The following is a 21169-nucleotide window of genomic DNA, read 5'->3' as shown; positions in this document are numbered from 1 at the left end:
TGAGGCTACGCCGTGAAGCGCGGGAAGGCGCTCGCTCCGGCGTACACCGCGGCCGTGTCGAGCTCTTCCTCGATGCGCAGCAACTGGTTGTACTTCGCGACGCGCTCGCTGCGGGCGGGGGCACCGCTCTTGATCTGGCCGGAGTTGACCGCGACGACGAGGTCGGCGATGGTCGTGTCCTCGGTCTCGCCTGAGCGGTGCGAGAACATCGTGGTGTAGCCCGAGCGGTGCGCGAGCTCGACGGCGTCGAGCGTCTCGGTCAGCGTGCCGATCTGGTTCACCTTGACCAGCAGTGAGTTCGCGACGCCGAGCTCGATGCCCTTCGCCAGGCGCTTCGGGTTGGTCACGAAGAGGTCGTCGCCGACGAGCTGGATCTTCGTGCCGAGCTTCTCGGTGAGCAGCTGCCAGTTCTCCCAGTCGTCTTCGGCCAGACCGTCTTCGATGGTGAGGATCGGGTAGGAGTCGACCAGGTCGGCGTAGTAGTCGATGAGCTCGGGCGCGGTCCACTGCTTCTTGTCGAGCGTGTAGACGCCGTCGTCGAAGAACTCGGTGGCGGCGGCGTCGAGGCCGAGGGCGATGTCGGCGCCCGGGGTGAAGCCCGCCTTCTCGATCGCCTTGACGAGGAAGTCGAGGCCTTCACGATTGCTGGGGAGGTCGGGGGCGAAGCCGCCCTCGTCGCCGAGGCCGGTCGCGAAACCGGCAGCCTTCAGCTCGGACTTCAGAACGTGATAGGTCTCGGCGCCCCAGCGCAGCGCCTCGCGGAAGGTGGACGCGCCGATCGGAGCGAGGAAGAACTCCTGCATGTCGATGCCGTTATCGGCATGCTCGCCGCCGTTGATCACGTTGAACAGCGGGACCGGCAGCACGCGCGCGTTGGGCCCACCGATGTAGCGGAACAGCGGAAGGTCAGCGGCATCCGCCGCGGCCTTCCCCACGGCAAGGCTGACGCCGAGGATGGCGTTCGCGCCGACGCGGCTCTTGTTCTCGGTGCCGTCGACCTCGATCAGCGCCTCGTCAACGGCGCGCTGCTCTGAGGCATCCAGGCCCTCGATCGCCGGCCCGAGCTCGTCGAGCACGGCATCCACGGCCTTCTCGACGCCCTTGCCGCCGTAGCGCGACTTGTCGCCGTCGCGAAGCTCATACGCCTCGAATGCACCTGTCGATGCACCGGAGGGAACCGCGGCGCGCGACACCGTGCCGTCATCGAGCAGAACCTCCACCTCGACGGTCGGGTTGCCACGGGAGTCCAGAATCTCACGAGCGCCTACAGCCTCGATCAGAGCCACAACGATCTCCTTAGAAAAGTCTTGACGGGGAAGGGGGACGATCGTCCGCGCCTCAGTCTAGTGGCGCGCGAAAGCGCGCCCGCGCACACGGCCGGCGGTCGGATCGCCGTATCTGCCGTGGGTGCGCGGGCGCGGAAGCAGCGCGGCGTACCGCGTTACCTCGAGGCGTCCTCGATCACTTCGAAGTGCCTTGGGACACCGATCCCTGCAGCTGTCGCTGGAAGAACACGTAGATGATCAGGACGGGGATGACGGTGATGACGACAGCAGCGTAGAGCGCGCCGAAGTCCACCGAGTATCCGGCCTGGGAGGCGAACTGCGCCATGCCCTGGGTGAGGACGTAGTTGGACTGGTTGGAGTTCAACGCCACCGGCAGGAGGAACTGGTTCCACAGGCCGAGGAAGTTGAAGATCGCCACCGCCGCCATTCCGGGCGTCGCCATCGGGAGCATCACCTGGAAGAACGTGCGCCACTCGCTCGCCCCGTCCACCTGTGCCGCTTCGTAGATCTCATCGGGGAGCGTCTGGAAGAACGAGTACAGGAAGAAGACGGTGAACGGCAGCGCGAACGCCACGTAGGTGAGGATCAGGCCGGGCAGCGAGTTCAGCAGTCCGATCGTCTGCAGCACCTTGAACAACGGCACGATCGCCAGGAAGGGCGGGAACGTCAGCCCGGCGAGCATCAGGTAGTAGATCGCCCGCGCGCCGAAGAACTTGAACCGCGCCAGCACGTAGGCGCACATCGCGCCGAGGATCATCACGATGATCAAGGCGGAGACGACCACGATGAGCGTGTTCGCGAAGTAGCTGCCGATGCCCGATCCGTTCCACGCGTTGACGTAGTTCGTGAAGTCGAGCTTGCTGGGCAGCCCGAACGGGGAGTCCAGGATCTGCTTCGTCGTCTTGAACGACGACATGAACACCCACAGCAGCGGGACGGCCACGATCAGCGTCCAGACGATCAGCAGGATGTGCGATGCGGTGCCGACGGCGACGTCGCCCTTGGTGAGCTTCTGCTTGTTCTGGTTGCGCGAGAGCCCCTGCTTGTTCAGGCCGGGCGCGATGATCTGAGAAGTCGAGGTCATGATCGGCCTTCCTCCCGGCCCTTGGTCAGTCGCACGATGCCGAACACGATCGCGGCGAACAGCAGCGTGATCGCCGCCAGCACGACGCCCATCGCGGTGGCATAGCCGAACTGGCCCTTGCGGAAGGCGGTGTTGAACAGGTCCTGGCTGATCACCAGGGTCGTGTTCGCCGGACCGCCGGCGTTCGGGAACAGTGCGGACATGTATACGAAGGAGTCGAGCGCGGCGATGCCGAGGTAGATGTACGCGGTCTGGATGTTGTCACGGATCGACGGCAGCGTGATCGACCACGCGGTACGGAACCGAGTGGCGCCGTCCAGGCGGACTGCTTCGTAGATCTCCGCCGGGATCGACTTGATCGCGGCGACGAACAGCACCGTGTAGAAGCCGATGAAGCCCCAGATGATGACGAACATCGATGCCGGCATGGCCGTGGCGACCTCGCCGAGCCAGGCGAAGTTCGTGAACTTGTGCAGGCCGATCGAGGTGAGGAACCCGTTGAGCAGACCGGCCGAAGGGTCGTACACCTGCGACCAGATCAGGCCGATGACGATCGCGGGGATGCAGTACGGGAAGAACGACACGGTGCGGTAGAAGCCGGAGCCCTTCACACCACGGATCGTTCCCTTGCTCGGTCCCGCCACCGTGACCACGCTGGCGATGATCAGCGCCACCACGATCGTGATCAACGGCACGAAGATGCCGAGCAGGATGCAGTTGAACACCGCCTGCATGAACGTGTCGTCGTTGGCGAGCTTGACGAAGTTGTCGAAGCCGATGAAGTTCATCGTCGGCGAGAACCCGCCCCAGTCCGTCAAGGAGTAGTAGATCGCCTGGACGAACGGCCAGATCACGAAGAGCAGGAAGATCGCCAGGGGAAGAATCAGGAAGACCGCCATGAAGCTGACCCGGTCGAAGGTCCAGCGCTTCGCGCGGCGGCGCCGGGAGGGCGGAGAAACCCGCCCTCCCGTCGTCGTAGTACTGGTTGTTGATGTCACTTGGATGCCGCTGCGTCGTCGGAGATCTTCTGCATCTGCTTGGTCAGCGCGGCCACGTCGGCCTGCCCGGAGAGGAACGAGTTCCAGATCACGAGCTGGTCGGTGTTGAGGCCGTACAGGCTGGAGAACTCCCAGTCGAAGATGTTGTCGCCTGCGGCGTCCAGCATCTTGGTCTGGGACACGAGCGCGGTCGAGCCGAAACCGTCGGCGGGCACGAGGCCCTTGACGATCGTCGGCGCGAGACGCGTCTTCGAGAAGTTCGTCGCGGCATCCTTGGAGAGCATGGCGCGCATGATCTCCTTGCCGCCGGCGACGTTCTTGCCCTGAGACGGAACGATGTACGGCTCACCGGCCGCGGCACGCAGCGCCTCGTAGGGCAGCTTCGAGTCCGACGTCACCGTCATGGCGGGCGCGCCGGTCATCTTGAAGCCCTCCTTCGTGGCCTTCTTCATCTCGTTCTCGATCCAGCCGCCCGAGGGGTAGAGGATCGCCTGCTGGTCGTTCGACCACTTCGCCTGCGCGGCCGTGAACTGGGTTCCGGCACCGCCCGGGATGAAGTAGCCCGCCTTGACGATCTTCTCCAGCGCGTTGAAGACATCCTGGATCGGCTTCTGCGACCAGGCGTTCTTCTCGAGGTTGTTCACGGCGTTCATAACGTCGAGACCGCCCTCCTTGATGGCCGAGTCGAGCGCCAGCGTGAGGTAGTAGGTCGCGGCTTCCTTGCCCCAGACGAACAGGTACTTGCCCTTGGCCTTGGCCTTGGCACCCAGGTCGAGCGCCTCGTCCCAAGTCTTGGGCGGAGTCCAGCCGTTCTCCTCGAACAGGCTCGCCGAGTACCAGACCGCGTACACCGTCATGACGTAGTTCATCGCCACGAACTTGTTGCTGAAGGTGCCGGGGACCTTGACGTTCGGGTAGAGCGTGTCCGAGATCTTCTTGCCCTCGTAGTTGTTCGCCGCGAACACGTCATCGAGCGTCTCGAGGCTCTTCAGAATGGTGTTGAAGCCGATCTGGTTCGCGCCCGAGTTGTCGATGAGGTCCGGCGGGTTGCCGCCGACGAAGCGCGGCTGCAGCGACTGTGCGATGTTGGTCTGCGGCTTGACCTTGGAGGTCGTCTTCCACTTCTTGTCGACCAGCTTCGCCGCGTACGACACGTAGTCATACCCGTAGCCACCGTTGAAGATCACAGCCTCGATGCTGGAGCTCTCCTTGATGCCGAACGGGTTCTTCGCCGACTTCGTGCCGCCACTGCCGCTGTCGCCGCTGCCACCTGACGAACAGGAGGCCAACGAAACGGTGATCGGAACGGCGACCGCGGCAGCCATGGCGCCGCGAAGGAACGAGCGCCGATCGACTCCTCTATTTTCTGTGGTCATGGTGTGGGTGTTGCCTTTCTTCTCTGTGTTGTAGGTGTTGATGGTGCGTCGGGTACGACCGCACGGCCGCACTGTCAGGCCGTGCGACTGATGCGGTCTCGATAGAGGTCCTCCAATACCTGGTTGTGCTCGTCTCCGCCCGGAATGTTCGCCGAGATGTAGACGGGCGGGGTCTTCCCCGACCCGGCGATGCGCTCGGCGACGGCCACCGTGAGCAGCTGGGCGATGAACGCGGCGGTGATCGAGGAGATCGCACCGACCTTCACGCCGTCATCGAGCTCGAGGGTGGCGTCGCCGTACGGGGCCTTGTTGTCGATGACGACATCGGCGATGTCCCGCAGCTTCAGTCCGCTGGGATGCTTCGGCTCGACCGCGTCGGTGTGCTCCAGGCTGGTGACCGCGATGAGCTTGTGCCCGGTCTCCTTCGCCTTGAGCGCCATGCCGACGATCGAGCCGTTCACGCCGGAGTTCGAGGCGATCAGGAACACATCGTGCTCGTTCATCGGGTACAGGCCGAAGAGCTCGTCGACGATGGACGGGTCGCGCTCCAGGCTGCTGCCCGAAAGGATGTCCACATCGCGCGAGCCGTAGAGCACCACGTCGCGCAACGCGATCCTGTTGGTGGGAATGAGTCCTCCTGCCCGACCCGCGATCTCCATCGCGAAGGCTTCCGAGTGCCCTGTGCCGAAGGCCTGGAGCACGCCGCCGGCGGCGACCGCGTCGACCAGGAGGTCGACGGCGGCGTCGAGGGAACCGGCATCCGCCTCGGCCGTCAATGCGTCGATGCGCGTGGCGGCTTCGCGTCGGAAGTCATCGAAGAGGTGGGTCATGCGGGCTCCTTGTCGTGGGCGTCGTCGAGGTGGACGGGGGCGGCGGCGGTCTTGCCCGCATCGCGGGCGAAGCCCCGGCGGCTACGTCCCGAGCGGCGGTGCGGCGACACGGCGACGGCGGAGGCGGCGAGCGTGGTGGTCGTGCGGCCGAAGTTGCGCTGTGCGATCAGCAGGTAGAGCAGGTCGAGCACGAAGAGCTGCGAATGCTTGGCCGAAAGGTCGTCCGGCTGAAGGAACTGCTCGTGCGCCAGCGTCACGATGTGCTCGTCGGCCAGCTGCGCCAGCGGCGTCTCGGGCGAGTTCGTCACCGCGACGGTGAGCGCCCCCGTCGACTTCGCGCAGGCCAGCATCTGAATCGTCTCTTCGGTGCGGCCCGTGTTCGAGATGCCGATCGCCACGCTGTGCTCGTCCTGCAGGGCAGCGCTGGTGAGTCCGGAGTGCACCTCCGGCCAGAAGTGCGCGTTGATGCCGATGCGGTAGAGCCGCGACTGCATCTCCTGGGCCATGGTCGCGCTTCCGCCGATGCCGTACATGTCGACATGGCGGCAGGTGGCGATGCGCTGGGCGATGCGCTCCACACGCGTGAGGTCGATCAGCTCGGCCGTCTCGTGAAGCGACCGCGTGTGTGCTGACAGCAGCGTGCTCAGCACTTCGGTGGGCGGATCGTCCGGCCCGAAGGCGCGACCGATGTCCTCGCTCCAGGTCTCCCGTGCGCGCTCGCGACCGACGTCCGAGGCAACGGCGACCCGCAGCGGCACGTAACCGGAGAAGCCGATCGTGCGGCAGAACCGGGTGACCGTCGCCGGCGAGGTGCCCGCCGATTCGGCGAGCTCCGTGATCGACAGGTGCAGCGGCGCGTCCGGAGTCTCGAGCAGAAGCATCGCGATCTTCGCCATTGCCTGCGACATCTGCGGCAGTCGAGACTGGATGCGCATGCCGACGCCGGGTCCGGTGACGACGGCGGGAGCTGTGCCCTGGTCGTCGGTCGCGTCGGTCGGAACGTTCACCTGAAAATCCATCTCACATCGTTGGGGGCTGACTGAAAAGTATTATCAGGACATCTCGTCCGATGAGCAAGTCTTGAAACCGAAAAGCAACCAATGCGAAATCTGATAGCCGTCGATGCCGGCGGAACTTCGACCCGAGCGGTCGTCCTCACACGCTCCGGCGACTGCGTCGGATACGGCGTCGCCGGGAGCGGAAATCCGATCTCATCAGGGACTGAGCACGCCTCCCTGCAGATCGTGACAGCCGTGCGTGCCGCGATCGAGAGTGCCGGCACCCCCAAAACCGGCGACACCGCGATCTTGGCGATGGCCGGCGCTCGCACGCACGTCTCGACGGGCTGGATCACCTCGGCGCTGAGGAAGATCGGGCTCGACGCGGGGATCGAGCTGCAGTCCGATCTGCTCGCCACGTTCTGTTCCGGCGCCTGGGAACTCGACGGATACGCCGTGGTCGCGGGCACCGGTGCCGCGGCCATCCGCGTGCAGGATGCCCGCGACGTGGCTGCGGCGGACGGCTTGGGCTGGCTGCTCGGCGACGACGGGTCGGGCTTCTGGATCGGCCGCCAGGTCGTACGCGCCGTGGCAGCACACCTCGATTCCCGTGGTCCGACGACGCGGCTGACCACGCTGCTCCTCGATGCGCTCGGGATCCCGATGGATTCGTCGCTCGAACGCGGGCCAGACGGGCGCCCGGATGCACTGCGACTGCTCTTGGACGCCGTATACGGACTGCGCCCGATCGAGCTGGCGCGGTTCGCTCCCCTGGTGTTCGCAGCGGGAGACGATGAGAGCGCACGGCACATCGCCGAGCGGGCACGGGCATCGCTGCGCACGACGCTGGCGGCGATCGCGACCGAGGACGTGCGAGGACCGGTGGTGTGCGGCGGCGGTGTGCTGGGCGCGCTGGGGCTTCCGGTGGACGGCATCGCCGGCGTCACCGATGTGCGCACGGTGACCGACGGCACCGTAGGCGCCGCCGTACTCGCTCTGCGCGCGAACGGCGTCAGCGTCGACGCAGACGTGTTCGAACGTGTGCGTCAATCGCTTGCCGCCCTGCGCGGATAGTCGCCGCCATCCGCGACCGGCTCAGACGAGCGGCTTCACCTGGAGGTCGCCGACCGTGCGCGTGTCGGCGGTGACGGGCGCGAAGCGGCGATAGCCGGCATCCGTCAGCCGTTCCAGAAGCGCCTTGAGGTTCTTCACCCGCTTCTCCACCCGCACCCGGGCCCCGGAGAGCACCAGTTGAGACTTCAGCCCGAAGAGCACCGCGGGGTCGACGTCTCTGTCATAGACGAGCACGACGGAGTCGGAGGCGTGCCCCTCCGACAGATCGACCAGATCGACGATACGTTCGAATCCGAGCGAGAAGCCGACGGCCGGCACATCGGAGCCGAGGAAGCGGCCGATCATGCCGTCATAGCGTCCGCCACCGCCGAGGGAGTAGCCGAACTCGGGGTGCTGGATCTCGAAGATGGCGCCGGTGTAGTACCCCATGCCGCGCACCAGGTTGTGCGAGAAGACCAGCGCGGCGTCCGGGACGACGGCGGTGACGGCATCCCGGATCTCGTGCAACTGGCGGTACGCCTCGACGTCGAGCCACGGAACAGAGCCGGCATCGGCCGCCTCCAGGAGGCCCCAGCCGTCATCGGGCAGCCCGGTGAGGCTCTCGGCCGCCTGTGCGGCGACCGCGTCGTCGATGAGCCCGAGCTCGACGAGTTCGGCCACCACGCCGTCGACGCCGATCTTGTCTTCTTTGTCGATCGTGATCATGGCGCGTTCGTAGTTCGCCTCGCGCACGCCCCACGACGCGATCAGGCCGCGCAGGATGGCGCGGTGGTTGATCCGGATGGAACAACCGGTGAGGCCGAGCGCGTCGAGAGTCGCGAGGGTCGCCGCGATCAGCTCGATCTCGGCGACCACCCCGCTCTCGCCGATGATGTCGATGTCGCACTGCACGAACTGGCGGTAGCGGCCCTTCTGCGGTCGCTCCGCGCGCCAGACCGGAGCGATCTGGATCGACTTGAAAACGCCGGGGAGCGCGCCGCGATGCGTGGCGTAGAAGCGGGCGAGCGGCACGGTCAGGTCGAAGCGCAGGCCGAGGTCGGTGAGCCCCTCCAGGTCGCCGGCCGCCGCGTACTCGCCGACCGCTTCGGCGGTGAGACCCCGGCGGAGAACGCCGAACGCGAGCTTCTCGTTGTCGCCGCCGAGTCCCGAGTGCAGGCGCGAGGCATCCTCGAGCACCGGCGTCTCGATCTCGTCGAAGCCCTGGGCGGCGTAGCTGGATCGGATGACGCCGAGCGCGTGCTCCCGGCGTGCCTTGTCGGCGGGGAGGAAGTCACGCATGCCACGGGGCGGGTTCACGGGATTGGCCATGGTGTCCATTCTTCCAAAGGCACGACGCGTGCGCCCGCACGCTTGTTCGCGTACCGGCGGATACCCGCGGGCTTCGCGGGTCAGGAGCACAGCGCCGCACGAAGAGGGAATAGCGGGGCCCGCGCCGCGATTGCACTCGGGGATGGCGGAGAACACGATTTCACGCCGCAGTGTCGGCCTGCGCTCGGAGCGTGGGCCGATCCTGCTCTCGCTGATGCTCGCGACGTCGCTGGTGGCGCTCGACTCCACGATCATCGCGACCGCATCGACCTCGATCGCGAAGGACCTCGGCGGGTTCGCCCAGATTCCGTGGCTCTTCTCCATCTACGTGCTCGCCCAGGCGGTCTCCGTGCCGATCTACGGTCGCCTGGCGGACTTCTTCGGGCGCAAGCACCTCATGCTGATCGGCATCGGGCTGTTCTTCGTCGGCTCGATCGTGTGCGGATTCGCGTGGTCGATGCCCGTTCTGATCGTCTCGCGCGTCATCCAGGGCCTCGGCGCCGGAGCCGTGCTGCCGATGAGCATGACGATCGCCAGCGACATCTACACGCTCGAGGAGCGCGCAAAGACGCAGGGTTATCTCGCCAGCGTGTGGGGCATCGCAGCCATCGTCGGGCCGACGCTGGGCGGTGTGTTCAGCGAGTTCGTCAGCTGGCGCTGGATCTTCTTCATCAACATCCCGCTGTCTCTGCTGGCGGCGTGGATGCTGTGGCGCCGGTTCACCGAGAAGGGTCACGGCGAGCGCGTGCGGCCGCGCATCGACTACGCCGGCGCCGTGCTGCTCACGGCCGGGACCGCGCTCGTCATCCTGGGCCTGCTCGAGGGGGGCACCGCCTGGACGTGGAACTCGGCGGCCTCGATCGTCATCTTCGTCGCGGGCGGGACCGCGCTGGTCGCGTTCGTGTTCGTGGAACGCGCGGCGCAGCATCCGATCCTGCCGCTGGGCGTTCTGCGACGACGCGTCATCTGGGCGTCGACGCTCGCCTCGCTGATCATCGGCGCCATCGTGCTCGGGCTCTCGACATACATTCCGATCTACGCGCAGAACGTGCTGGGCGTGAGCGCCCTTGTCGCCGGCTTCGCCCTGGCCGCGCAGACCGTCGGCTGGCCGCTCACGTCATCGATCGCCGGGCGCTTCTACCTGCGGCTCGGATTCCGCTCGACGTCCGTGATCGGCGCATCCATCGTGACGGCCGGCGCGCTGCTGCTGCTCACGCTGGGCGAGCACAGCAGCATCTGGTTCGTCGGCGTCTTCTGCTTCGTGATCGGCGCAGGCATGGGCCTTACGGCCGTGCCGACGCTGATCGCCGCCCAGACCGCGGTGGGCTGGCAGGAGCGCGGCATGGTCACGGGGACGAACATGTTCGCCCGGTCGATCGGGTCGGCCGTGGGCGTCGCCGTGTTCGGCGCCATCGTGAACGCGAACACGAAGGTCGCGGCCGACGGCACGCCGTACGGCCCGCAACTGGCGACCGCGGCGCACCTCGTGTTCGCGGCGATCGCCCTGGTCGCGCTCGTGCTTCTGGCCGCCGTGCTGCTCATGCCCACGCGGCGAGCACAGGTGATCGTGGACGAGGCCGCCGATGACGTGCCGGCGAGACCGTGACGCGTGCAGCGTCCACCGTCGGCGCACCGTCCACGGTCGGCGCACAGCCCGCAGTCGGCGCGCCATCGATCGTGCTCAGCTGAGCCCGCGCGCCCGCGATTCGGCGGCCCGGATCTCGCCCTCGAGTTCCCGCACGCTCCCCCGCAGCGCGCGCTCGGCATCGAGGCCGTGGGCGCGCGCGGAGGCGACGACCGCGAGCAGATGACGCCCGAGCGCATCCTCGTCGTCGAACGTCGGCGTGCTTCCCGCGTCATCGAACGACCGCGGCGTGCGGCCGGGGTCGATTCCGACGCGCCCGGCCCGACCGATCACCTTGTCGGCGAGCGCGAGGGCCGGCATGGCGCGCGGAATGCCGTCCAGCACGCTGTCGCGCTGCCGCTTCTCCGCGGCCTTCGCCGCAGTCCAGAGCCGCAGCACCTCCTCGGGCGTCTCTGCCGTCTCGTCGCCGAAGACGTGCGGGTGACGGCGCACCATCTTCTCGGTGACACGCGCGGCGACATCCTCGATGTCGAAGTCCTCGCCGGCCGTGCGAGACGCGATCTCGGAATGGAACGCCACCTGCCAGAGCACGTCGCCGAGCTCCTCGATCACGTCGTCGACCGTGCCCGCCTCGATGGCCTCGACCAGCTCGTAGGTCTCCTCGATGAGGTACGGCACGAGGGTCTCGTGCGTCATGGTCTGCGACCACACGCATGTGTCGAGCACGGATGCCATGGCCCGCGCGAACGCATCCAGATCGGTCATCACACTCCCCTCGTCGCCCTCATCGTGCCACGTGCTGCGCGACCTCGAGGGCCGGGTCCTCTGCGTGGCGGCGCGGATCCGGGGACGGTGAAGGACACGCGGATGCCCGATAGACTCGGCACCGGTGTGCCGGGAAGTCTGGTCGGCCCGCGATTCTTCTTCAGGTGGCATCCGCCTTCGCGGTTCCGATGAGAGGCGTGCCCATGAGCCTGGTCCGTTCCGAACGCGTGGCGGCCGCACTGTTGCTCGGCGCTGCCGTGCTCGGCCTCGTGCTGGCGAACACCCCGATCGGGCCCGCGCTGCAGGCCGCCAAGGCGGCGACCGGCGGGCCGGCCGTTCTGGACCTCGACCTGAGTGTCGGCGGCTGGATCAGCGACGGCCTGCTGGCGATGTTCTTCTTCATCGTGGCGATCGAGCTGCGACACGAGCTGACGGCGGGCGAGCTGAGCTCGTGGCACCGCGCACTGCACCCGGCCATCGCCGCGGTGTGCGGAGTCGCGGCACCGGCCCTGGTGTATCTGGCGTTCACCGCCAGCAGCAGGTGGCAGGACGGCTGGCCCATCCCCACGGCGACCGACATCGCATTCGCGCTCGGAGTTCTGGCGATCTTCGGGCGCGGGCTGCCCCGCCGCATCCGTGTGTTCTTGATGGCGCTCGCGGTGCTCGACGACCTGATCGCGATCCTCATCATCGCCGTCTTCTTCACCAAGCACCCGAACCCCCTCGACCTGATGTTCGCGGCGCTCGGCGTTGTCGTGTTCGGCCTGCTGAGTCGGCTCCTGCGCCGTCCTGGTGCCGGTGGCATGCGGCGCCAGGCGCGAGCGGCCGTGGCGGCACTCATGGTGCTGGTCGGCATCGTCACCTGGATGCTCGTGCATGCCTCCGGCGTGCACGCCACCATCGCGGGTGTCGCCCTCGGGCTCGCGATGGCGGGGACGCCTGCCCGCCGCACCGCGCACGTGCTCGAGCCGTGGTCGAACGGACTCGTCCTGCCGTTGTTCGCTTTCTCGGCCGCTCTCGTCGCCGTGCCGGCGGTGCCCGTCAGCGCATTGTCTCCGGCGTTCTGGGGCATCCTCGTGGCGCTGCCGGTGGGCAAGCTGGTGGGCATCACGCTCGGCGGATGGCTCGGCGGCAAGATCGGGCCGCGCGAAGCATCCCCCGGGCTCGGACTCATCGATGCGCTCGTCGTCGCCGCGCTCGGCGGCATCGGCTTCACGGTCTCGCTGCTCATGAACGAGCTCGCGTTCGCGGGCGACGCGACGGTGCGCGACGAAGGAGTGCTCGGCGTGCTGCTCGGATCGTCGATCGCGATCGTCGCCGGTGGGACCGCCGTCGCGCTTCGAGCCAGGGGCTATCGCCGGCTGCACGACCAGGAGTTCAGCGAGCGGAGTGAGTCCCCAGGCGCGGCTGCTTCCGGAACTGTCCGCTGAGCGCCAGCACCGCGATCACGACGGCCATCACGGCCCACGGCACAAGACCGAGCGGACCGACGACGACGGCGCTCGGCGCCGCTCCGGCCGCCGCGAGAAGCCCGAGAACGCCGGCTGCGCCGTTGAAGCCGGCGTGAGCGAACACGCTCGGCCACACCGAGCCGCTGCGCAGGCGCAGCCAGCCGAGGAGGATGCCGAACAACAGGCATCCGCCGACCATCATCAGCAGCCCGAGCAGGTTCGGCTGAGCGAAGTCGTAACCGAGCAGAATGACCGGCGCATGCCAGAGCCCCCACACCGCGCCGCTGATGACGAGCGCCGGCCAGGTGCCCAGCGGCCGCAGGCTGGGTAGAAGCCAGCCGCGCCAGCCGAGTTCCTCGCCGATGGTGGCGAACGCGTTCACGAGAGAGGCGAACGGCAGCGCGATGAGCTGGATCAGCACCAGCACGCCCACCGGGATCGGAATGGCGCGACCGCCGGACGCCTTCGCGAGCGTCTGCGCGAAGGCCGAGAAGTGCACCAGGTCGAGCTGGACGAGCCCGAACGCCGCCGCGACGAAGACGCCGACGATGACGAGCAGGATGCTCCCCAGCAGTCCGGCCAGGGTGGGCAGCAGCACCCGTTTCGCCGGGCGCAGGGGCCAGAGGCCGAGGTACTCCGGCAGTGGCCTCGGGCGCGGCTTCTGCACGAAGAACGACACCACGAGTGCTGCTGCTCCCGGGGCGTACATCGACAGGGCGATGAGGAAGACCGCGCCGGGCGTCGCCAGTCCCCGGCCGCTGGTCCAGAGCGGCAGATCGATCAGCCACGCGAGACCGAACGCGATCACGACGAACGCACCGACGGCCATCCACGGAACCCGGCGCGGGAACGGGCTCGGGCGCCCACTCACGATAGTCTGCGCTGCTTCCGACGACTCCATGCCTCAGGCCTTCCCGTTCGACACGATCGTGAACGCCACGACTCCGACGATGACGGCGACGAGCGCGACGCCGATCGCCACACCGGCCGGGTGCCCGAGGTTCATCGTCCAGCCAACCCCGAAGCGACGTTGCACCATGATCGCGGGATCGTCCCGGTTGACGTAGAAGATGCCCGCCTTCCAGAAGCGGTCGTCGTCGGGCGAGTCCACACCGCCGTGTTCGGCTCCCGGCTTCGGGATGCCCTGGGCGACGATGCGGCGCCAGCGCACCAGGAACGCGACGAGCACGAGCAGTATGAGCACGAGCAGGGCGATCGTCCCGATCGTCACGGGCCATCGTGCATCCGGCAGCAGCCACGACGCGACGGAGAGCCAGGAGATCGCGAGCGCGATCACGAACATCATGCGGCCGAGCAGTGTCGCCAGGCCCGCTCGCTTCGCCCTGGCTCGCAGCTCGTTGTCGGCGGCGCTCGCGGACGCTGCGGCCCGGATCGGCGCCACGCGGTTCACGAACGACAGCGCGAACAGCACGAGCGTGACGATGACGCCCACGATCAGCGGGCCGAACACGTTCCCCACGTTCTTGACGTCGAACCGGTCGGCGACGCCCGCGAGGCCCCAGTGCACCGGAACCTGCTGCGGCAGGTTGTCGTAGACGCCGACGCCGATCGCGGTGGCGATCGCCAACAGGAGCAGCGATGCCGCGAACCAGCCGGCGGGAACGCTCGTGTGCACGGGATCGACGGTGACGGATCCGACGAGCCGCACCGGCACATCCTTGTACCACTGCTCGTCGTGCTTGGTCCGCACGATCATCTGTCGGGCGATGATGTACGCGACGCTGGCGGCGACGACGAACAGCAGGATGGGGACGAGCGACGCCGTGAGCGGTGAGACCGCGGCGAGCGCCACGGCCAGGATCACGGCCACCAGCCACGCGACGCCGACCAGCAGCCGGTAGCGCTTCAACGCCGTGCGGATGACCGGCTCGGCCTGACGCTCGACCGGAACGCTCACGCCGAGCGGCAGCGTCGGCGGCATCAGCGCCGGCAGGAGCAGCATGACGGCTGCGATCACCACGAGCGCGGAGGGCACGATGATGAGGACGGCGGTCATGAGTTGCCTTTCGTTCTGTCGTTCTTCGTGTTCGTTCTGTCATTCTTCGTGTCGTTGGTGCGTCGCTGCGCGGCGAGATCGGTCAGGATGCCCCTCGCGGCTTCGAGCACGTCGTCATCGGTCTCGCCCTGTGCCACTGCCTCCGCGAGCATGGTGTGCAGCCTCGCGATCCAGCCTGCTCGCGCTGACGGCGTCCAGGGCTGCACGTCGTGGCGCCCGCTGAGGGGGCCGCGCGCGACGACCGAGCCGGATGCCCGATGCGTGCGCACGAGTCCTTCCGCACGCAGCAGGTCGTAGCCCTTCGAGACCGTCGCGATGTTGATGCCGAACTCCATCGCCAGCTGTCGCACCGACGACAGCGGGTCGCCCGGAACCAACTCGCCGGCCGCGATGCCCTCGACGACGCGATCGCGCAGCTGCTGATAGAGCGGCACGTCGGAGAGCGGATCGATCTCGATCTGCATGGCCTCTCCTTCGGTAACATCTGTACCATCTGTTATAGCACTAGCGATACAGTATGTCGAGCCGGCATCTCATTTGTAGGGCGCCGAGCCACCCCGTTGTTGCCGAGCCGCCCCCGAAATCACGTCATTTCAGGGGTGGCCCGACAACAAGCGGGTGGCCCGACGACGAACCCGGCCAACGACGAACCCGGCCGACGACGAACCCGGCCGGCACGGAACCCGACGGGACCTACGCGTCGAACAGTGCCGCGATCTCCTCGACCTCGGCGGGCGTCGGATGCCACGCCGTCCCCGCCTCGGCGTTCGCCACCACCTGCTCGGGCGAGGTGGCGCCGGCGATCACACTCGTCAGCCCCGGCTGTGCGAGCAGCCAGCCGAACGTGGCCTGGAGCATCGTGATGCCGCGGGCATCGCAGAACGACTGGTAGGCATCCAACGCGTCCCACGGTGCGTTGTCGACGACGTACCGGCGCTGTCGCATGATGCGGCTGTCGGCCGGGCCTCCTTCGCGCGAGAACTTGCCGGTGAAAAGGCCGTTGTTCAGTGGGAAGAACGGCAGGAAGCCGAGCCCGTACGCGTTGACGGCCGGTAGCACTTCGCGCTCCGACTCACGTTGCACGAGGTTGTACTCGTTCTGCGCCGAGATGAACTTCGGATGGCCGTGCAGCACGGCCTGGTACTCGGCTTCCGCGATCTGCCAGCCGGAGAGGTTGGAGTGCCCGATGTAGCGCACTTTGCCCTCACGAATGAGGTCGTCGAGCGCATCGAGCGTCTCCTCGATCGGCGTCACATTGTCGGGCCGGTGGTACTGGTAGAGATCGATCCAGTCGGTCTGGAGACGGGTGAGGGATGCTTCGACCGCCTTGCGAACGTATCGTCGCGATCCGCGCACGCCCCAGTCCGGGCCATTCGTTCCCTGCATGTCCATGCCGAACTTCGTCGCCACGACCACGCGATCGCGCTTTCCCTTCAACGCGTTGCCCATCATGGCTTCGCTCGTGCCGGCTCCTCCGTAGATGTCGGCGGTGTCGAAGAACGTGATCCCGGCATCGAGTGCGGCATCGATCACCGCGTTCGTGCCTTCCTGCGTCTGCGTGCGGGTACCGGTGCGGCCGAAGTTGTTGCACCCCAGGCCGACCGTCGAGACGACGAGGCCACTGGGCCCGAGTGTGCGGTATTGGATCTCTGCCATGGAGTCGACGCTAGCGGTGTTGCCCGTTCAGGACGTGATCGCGGCTCGACGCGGATCCCGACTCGGGTCAGCGCGGCCGGATGATCGCTCCTGACCGCGAGTAGTCTGACGCGGGTGCGCCCCCTCGATGACGAGCCTCTGCCTGACTGCGGGACCCAGACACCCCGACAGCGCCGCACGGCCGGCGGTAGAACCGCGGGTCATGCTGCGGTACGGCACGGCGCTGCCGTCATTCTGCTCGGCGTGCTGTGCTTCGACGTTGCAGGCTGCGCCGCTCTGACCTCAGGCGACGGAGGTCCGAAGATCCCGGCGGCTCCTCTGCACTCTCCAGTCGATGCCGACGCGAATCCGCGGGCAACGCAAGGCCCTCCGGTGGCCCCGCAGTTCCCGTCGCCTCGCCCGGGCGTGACCCCCGATGCCGCATCGATGTCCGTCGCACGGGACCGACTCGCCGCCCTTGATCTTCCTCCCCGCGCCGTGCACTCCTCGAGCAGGCCGGAGGGAGCACCGACCGCATTGGCGCTGAGCTTCTGGTGCGAGCCGATGGCGCATGTGACCGGTTTCTGGACCGTGCCCGGCGCCTCGGAGGACTCCGTCGTCGACTACCTGAAGACCCATACGCCACGTGGGCTGACATTCGAGGAGGCGACCGGCAGCAACGCCACTGGCGAGGCGCACATCGAAGCCGACCTCATCGAGTACTCCGCCACGAAGAATGCGCAGAACGGCCTGGTCTACGAGGTCGTGCCTCGGACATCCGACGTAGTCATCCGCGCCGATTCGTTCGAGATTCCGTCGAATGCCACCTGTGCGACCGCTCCGCCGGGAACGGCACTCGGGTACTGGGGAGGTGACCGGGTGTTTCGGCTCGGTGCGCCCGCTCAGGGCGGTTCGGCGAGCGCAGGAAGCGCGCCGAGCGACGAGGGACGAGGGACGCGCTCAGCACCGGATCCCGATCACGAAGTAGCAGCCGGGCCGAGCCGGTTGACAAGGATCACCAGGATTCACCGGATCCCAGAACTCACCATCGGAACTCGATCTCAGGACGCGGCAGCCGTGTCGGCGTCTTCCTTCTCCCCCTCGGGCACCGGGAAGATCGCGTCGAGCAGCCCCTGCACCCATCCGACGAGCTCCGCGTCGGGCAGCGGCTCGCCGTCCTTGACCGGCAGCGGCACCAGCAGCACCTTCTGCGCGGAGACGATGCGCGACTTCGGGTACATGCGCTGCAGTCGCACCTGCAGCGAGTCCGCGAGCTCCGCGGGCGCGATGCGCAGATTGGAGCCCATCGCGACGACGTCCGACAAACCGGCTTGCTGCGCCCGTCGCCGCAGCCGCGACACCGAGATGAGGTTCGTGACGGCCTCGGGAGGCTCGCCGTAGCGATCGGTGAGCTCCTCGAGCACCGAACCGATGGCATCCGGTCGCGCATTCGGCCCCGAGGCCGCCGACAGCTTCTGGTAGGCCTCGAGCCGCAGCCGCTCGGAGTCCACGTAGTCCTCGGGAATGTGGGCGTCGACCGGCAGCTCCAGCCGTAGCTCGGTCTGGCCCTCGGCGACCTCGCCGCGGAACGTGCTCACGGCCTCACCGATCATGCGCAGGTAGAGGTCGAAGCCGACGCCCGCGATGTGACCCGACTGCTCGCCACCGAGCAGGTTGCCGGCGCCGCGGATCTCGAGGTCTTTCAGCGCCACCTGCATGCCGCTGCCCAGCTCGTTGTTCGCCGCGATCGTGGAGAGCCTGTCGTGCGCGGTCTCCGAGAGCGGCTTGTCGGCATCCCAGAGGAAGTACGCGTAGGCGCGTTCCCGCCCCCGGCCCACCCGGCCGCGGAGCTGGTGCAGCTGCGAGAGCCCGTACTTGTCGGCACGGTCGATGATGATCGTGTTCGCGTTCGCGATGTCGAGCCCGGTCTCGATGATCGTCGTGCACACCAGAACGTCGAACCTGCGCTCCCAGAAGTCGACGACCACCTGCTCCAGCGCGTGTTCGTTCATCTGGCCGTGCGCGACCGCGATGCGCGCCTCCGGAACGAGCTCGGCCAGTTGTGCGGCGGTGCGCTGGATGCTCGACACCCGGTTGTGCACGAAGAAGACCTGTCCTTCGCGCAGCAGCTCGCGTCGCACGGCGGCGGCGACCTGCTTGTCCGAGTGCGGCCCCACGAACGTGAGGATCGGATGCCTGTCCTCCGGCGGCGTCGCCAGCGTCGACATCTCCCGGATGCCGGTGACCGCCATCTCGAGTGTGCGCGGAATCGGGGTGGCGCTCATCGCGAGCACGTCGACGTTCGTCTTCAGCTTCTTGAGCGCGTCCTTGTGCTCGACGCCGAACCGCTGCTCCTCATCGATGATCACGAGGCCGAGGTCTTTCAGCTTCAGGTTCTTCGAGAGCAGCCGGTGGGTGCCGATGACCACATCGACGGTGCCGTCGGCGAGTCCGTCCATGACCTCCTTGGCCTCGCGGTCGGTCTGGAACCGGCTCAGCTGTCGCAGGTGAACGGGGAACCCGGCGAAGCGCTCCTGGAACGTCTCGAAGTGCTGCCGCACCAGCAGCGTGGTCGGCACGAGAAGAAGCACCTGCTTGCCGTCCTGCACCGCTTTGAACGCGGCGCGCACCGCGATCTCCGTCTTGCCGAATCCGACGTCGCCCGAGATCAGCCGGTCCATCGGGATGGCCCGCTCCATGTCGGCCTTGACCTCGTCGATGGTCTGCAGCTGGTCGGGCGTCTCGACGAAAGGGAAGGCCTCCTCCAGCTCGCGCTGCCACGGCGTGTCGGGCCCGAACGCGTGTCCCTTCGACGCCATCCGCGCCGAGTACAGCTTCACGAGTTCGACGGCGATGTCGCGCACCGCCTTGCGCGCGCGCCCCTTCGCCTGAGCCCAGTCGCTGCCGCCCATCTTCGACAGCTGCGGTGCTTCTCCCCCGACGTAACGGGTGAGCAGGTCGAGCTGGTCGGTGGGCACGTAGAGCTTGTCGCCCGGATAGCCGCGCTTCGACGGCGCGTACTCCAGCACCAGATACTCGCGCGTGGACTTCACGGCGCGCCGTGCTGATCCTGTCGGACTTTTGCGGCCACCCGAGGAGACTTCGCGCTGCACCAGTTCGACGAACTTGCCGATGCCGTGCGTCTCGTGCACGACGAAGTCGCCGGGCTTGAGCTGCAGCGGGTCCACCACGTTCTTGCGGCGCACGCCGAGCTTCTTCACCTGACGAGAGTCGTAGCCGATGGTGCGCCCGTAGAACTCGGACTCTCCGATCAGCGCGAGCTTCGCCTCGGACAGCTCGAAACCCTGCTCGACGGATGCCGGCAGCACGTAGGCGACGCCCGTCTCGGCATCCTGCGGGTAGTCCTCCACCTGACGGGCCGCGATCCCGCGGTCGGAGAGCACCTGCACCGCGCGCTCCACGAGACCGACGCCCGCGGCCACGATCGCCACCCGCCATCCGTCGGCAACGCGCTGTGCCACGTGATCGACCGCGCCGTCCACGTTGCCGGAGAAGCTCGGCACCGCGTCGGCGTTCACACGCACGTAGTCACCGGCGGACTCCACGAGGTCGGCGACCGACTGCTCCGCGAGCGACGCTACGGGCTCGGCGCCCCCTGTGTCGAAACCGGAGAAAGTCCACCACGGATGATCGGGTGCGGGCGCGCCCGGCCGGGAGAGCTGGGCAGCGTCGCGCAGCTGGCGCAGCGAGAGGAAATCGCCGGAGGCCAGGTCGATCGGCGCCGCGGCGCCCACCGTCGCCGCGCTCCAGGCGGCCTCGAGGAACTCGCGATTCGTCTCGGCGAGACTCACGGCGCGGGCAGCGACCCGCTCGGGTGCCATCACGGCGATCGCCGCGCCGTCGGGCAGGTAGTCGGTGAGGGGAACGAGCCGGTCGACGAGCGCGGGGGCCAGCGACTCCATCCCCTCCACCGGGATGCCCTCGGCCACCTTGGTGAGGATCTGCTGCAGTCCCGGGAACTCGTGCGCCATCTCTGCCGCACGCTGGCGCACGGCATCCGTCAGCAGAAGCTCGCGTGCAGGCGCCAACTCGACCCGGGGCACGTCGTGCGGAAGAGATCGCTGGTCGGCCACCGAGAACGCGCGGATCTGCTCCACCTCGTCACCGAAGAAGTCCACGCGAACCGGGTGCTCGGCCGTGGGCGGGAACACGTCGAGGATGCCGCCGCGCACCGCGAACTCGCCGCGACGCGTGACCATGTCGACGCGGGCGTATGCGAGGTCGACGAGCCGTTCGGCGATGCCCGTGAGATCGTGCCCCCGGCTGCCCTCGGCGAGCACGATCGGCTCCAGCCGGTCGAGGCCCGCGGCCAGCGGCTGCAGCGCGGCGCGCACCGAGGCGACGACGATGAGCGGATGCCCGTCCTTCTGTGCCGCCTGCCAGGCGCCGAGCCTGCGGAGTGCGGCGAGCCGCTTTCCGACGATCTCGGGGCTCGGGCTCAGGCGTTCGTGCGGCAGCGTCTCCCATGCGGGAAACTCGACCACCTCCGCCGTCGGGTCGATCGAGCCGAGCGCGGCGCGCAACGACTCGGATTCACGGCCGGTCGCTGTCACGACGAGCATCGCCTGCTTCGCCGCCGGTCGGGTGCCGAGCAGCGCCGCCGCAAGAGGGACGCGCAGACCGGTGGTCACCGAGAAGTCAGCGTCGCGATTCGCGTAGGCGAGGGCGTCGGCAAAGGTCTGGGCGCGCGAAAGCGCCCCGGTCAAGCCCTCGAGGATCACTGAATCAAGTGTAGGTGCGT

General features: G+C 67.7%; 16 protein-coding genes. 3 read left to right on the top strand and 13 right to left on the bottom strand.

The window, feature by feature from the left end:
• Positions 1 to 5 precede the first annotated feature (5 nt).
• The 6 genes from eno to H623_RS18750 form a co-directional block, all read right to left on the bottom strand.
• Positions 6 to 1286 (bottom strand): phosphopyruvate hydratase, encoded by a 1281-nt coding sequence (gene eno, locus H623_RS0108625; RefSeq protein ID WP_022900540.1) that lies wholly within the window; start codon positions 1284 to 1286, stop codon positions 6 to 8.
• Positions 1287 to 1461: 175 nt separating this feature from the next.
• Positions 1462 to 2370, bottom strand: a complete 909-nt coding sequence (locus H623_RS0108620; RefSeq protein WP_022900539.1) for a carbohydrate ABC transporter permease — start codon at positions 2368 to 2370, stop codon at positions 1462 to 1464.
• Positions 2367 to 3269, bottom strand: coding sequence for a carbohydrate ABC transporter permease (locus H623_RS0108615; RefSeq protein ID WP_084485821.1), 903 nt, complete (start codon positions 3267 to 3269; stop codon positions 2367 to 2369). The genes H623_RS0108620 and H623_RS0108615 overlap by 4 nt, the downstream gene beginning before the upstream one ends.
• 95 nt (positions 3270 to 3364) lie before the next feature.
• Positions 3365 to 4744, bottom strand: a complete 1380-nt coding sequence (gene ngcE / locus H623_RS0108610) for an N-acetylglucosamine/diacetylchitobiose ABC transporter substrate-binding protein (protein ID WP_026940126.1) — start codon at positions 4742 to 4744, stop codon at positions 3365 to 3367.
• A gap of 74 nt (positions 4745 to 4818) precedes the next feature.
• Positions 4819 to 5574 (bottom strand): sugar isomerase domain-containing protein, encoded by a 756-nt coding sequence (locus tag H623_RS0108605; protein ID WP_022900536.1) that lies wholly within the window; start codon positions 5572 to 5574, stop codon positions 4819 to 4821.
• Entirely contained in the window at positions 5571 to 6593 is a 1023-nt protein-coding gene (locus tag H623_RS18750) for a MurR/RpiR family transcriptional regulator (protein WP_022900535.1), read from the bottom strand. The genes H623_RS0108605 and H623_RS18750 overlap by 4 nt, the downstream gene beginning before the upstream one ends.
• Positions 6594 to 6674: 81 nt before the next feature.
• On the opposite strand from H623_RS18750, the gene H623_RS18745 reads away from it, so the two are divergent.
• A complete protein-coding gene (locus H623_RS18745; protein ID WP_022900534.1) occupies positions 6675 to 7646 on the top strand; it encodes an N-acetylglucosamine kinase in 972 nt (323 codons plus the stop codon).
• A 21-nt stretch (positions 7647 to 7667) separates the two neighbouring features.
• Here H623_RS18745 and hisS read toward each other — a convergent pair whose 3' ends face one another.
• The gene (gene hisS, locus H623_RS0108590; RefSeq protein ID WP_026940125.1) at positions 7668 to 8954 is read right to left on the bottom strand and encodes a histidine--tRNA ligase; all 1287 of its coding nucleotides are present in this window, start codon (positions 8952 to 8954) and stop codon (positions 7668 to 7670) included.
• 142 nt (positions 8955 to 9096) lie between these two features.
• Between hisS and H623_RS0108585 the strand changes: the two genes are divergently transcribed.
• Entirely contained in the window at positions 9097 to 10560 is a 1464-nt protein-coding gene (locus H623_RS0108585) for an MDR family MFS transporter (RefSeq protein ID WP_022900532.1), read from the top strand.
• A 75-nt stretch (positions 10561 to 10635) separates the two neighbouring features.
• On the opposite strand, the gene H623_RS0108575 is transcribed toward H623_RS0108585, so the two are convergent.
• A complete protein-coding gene (locus H623_RS0108575; RefSeq protein WP_022900531.1) occupies positions 10636 to 11304 on the bottom strand; it encodes a nucleoside triphosphate pyrophosphohydrolase in 669 nt (222 codons plus the stop codon).
• A gap of 203 nt (positions 11305 to 11507) precedes the next feature.
• Here H623_RS0108575 and H623_RS18740 point away from each other — a divergent pair, with 203 nt between their 5' ends.
• Positions 11508 to 12734: a Na+/H+ antiporter NhaA gene (locus H623_RS18740; RefSeq protein WP_051143161.1), complete on the top strand. Its 1227-nt coding sequence runs from the start codon at positions 11508 to 11510 to the stop codon at positions 12732 to 12734.
• Here H623_RS18740 and H623_RS0108565 read toward each other — a convergent pair.
• The 5 genes from H623_RS0108565 to mfd all read right to left on the bottom strand — a co-directional run bounded on the left by H623_RS0108565 (position 12682) and on the right by mfd (position 21149).
• Positions 12682 to 13626 carry a CPBP family intramembrane glutamic endopeptidase gene (locus tag H623_RS0108565; RefSeq protein ID WP_026940124.1) on the bottom strand — a complete coding sequence of 315 codons (945 nt, stop codon included), beginning with the start codon at positions 13624 to 13626 and terminating at the stop codon, positions 12682 to 12684. The two genes, H623_RS18740 and H623_RS0108565, sit on opposite strands and share 53 nt — an antisense overlap.
• Before the next feature lie 33 nt (positions 13627 to 13659).
• Positions 13660 to 14772, bottom strand: coding sequence for a DUF5808 domain-containing protein (locus H623_RS0108560; protein WP_022900528.1), 1113 nt, complete (start codon positions 14770 to 14772; stop codon positions 13660 to 13662).
• The gene (locus tag H623_RS18735; RefSeq protein ID WP_022900527.1) at positions 14769 to 15236 is read right to left on the bottom strand and encodes a GntR family transcriptional regulator; all 468 of its coding nucleotides are present in this window, start codon (positions 15234 to 15236) and stop codon (positions 14769 to 14771) included. Before H623_RS18735 ends, H623_RS0108560 begins: the two co-directional genes overlap by 4 nt.
• Before the next feature lie 229 nt (positions 15237 to 15465).
• Entirely contained in the window at positions 15466 to 16428 is a 963-nt protein-coding gene (locus tag H623_RS0108550) for an aldo/keto reductase (RefSeq protein WP_022900526.1), read from the bottom strand.
• A 1040-nt stretch (positions 16429 to 17468) separates the two neighbouring features.
• Complete coding sequence (mfd, locus tag H623_RS0108545; RefSeq protein ID WP_022900525.1) at positions 17469 to 21149, bottom strand: transcription-repair coupling factor; 3681 nt, start codon at positions 21147 to 21149, stop codon at positions 17469 to 17471.
• Positions 21150 to 21169 lie beyond the last annotated feature (20 nt).

It is taken from the genome of Humibacter albus DSM 18994, from assembly GCF_000421825.1.
GTDB classification, from domain to species: domain Bacteria; phylum Actinomycetota; class Actinomycetes; order Actinomycetales; family Microbacteriaceae; genus Humibacter; species Humibacter albus.
This window is presented reverse-complemented; position numbering and strand designations above follow the sequence as displayed.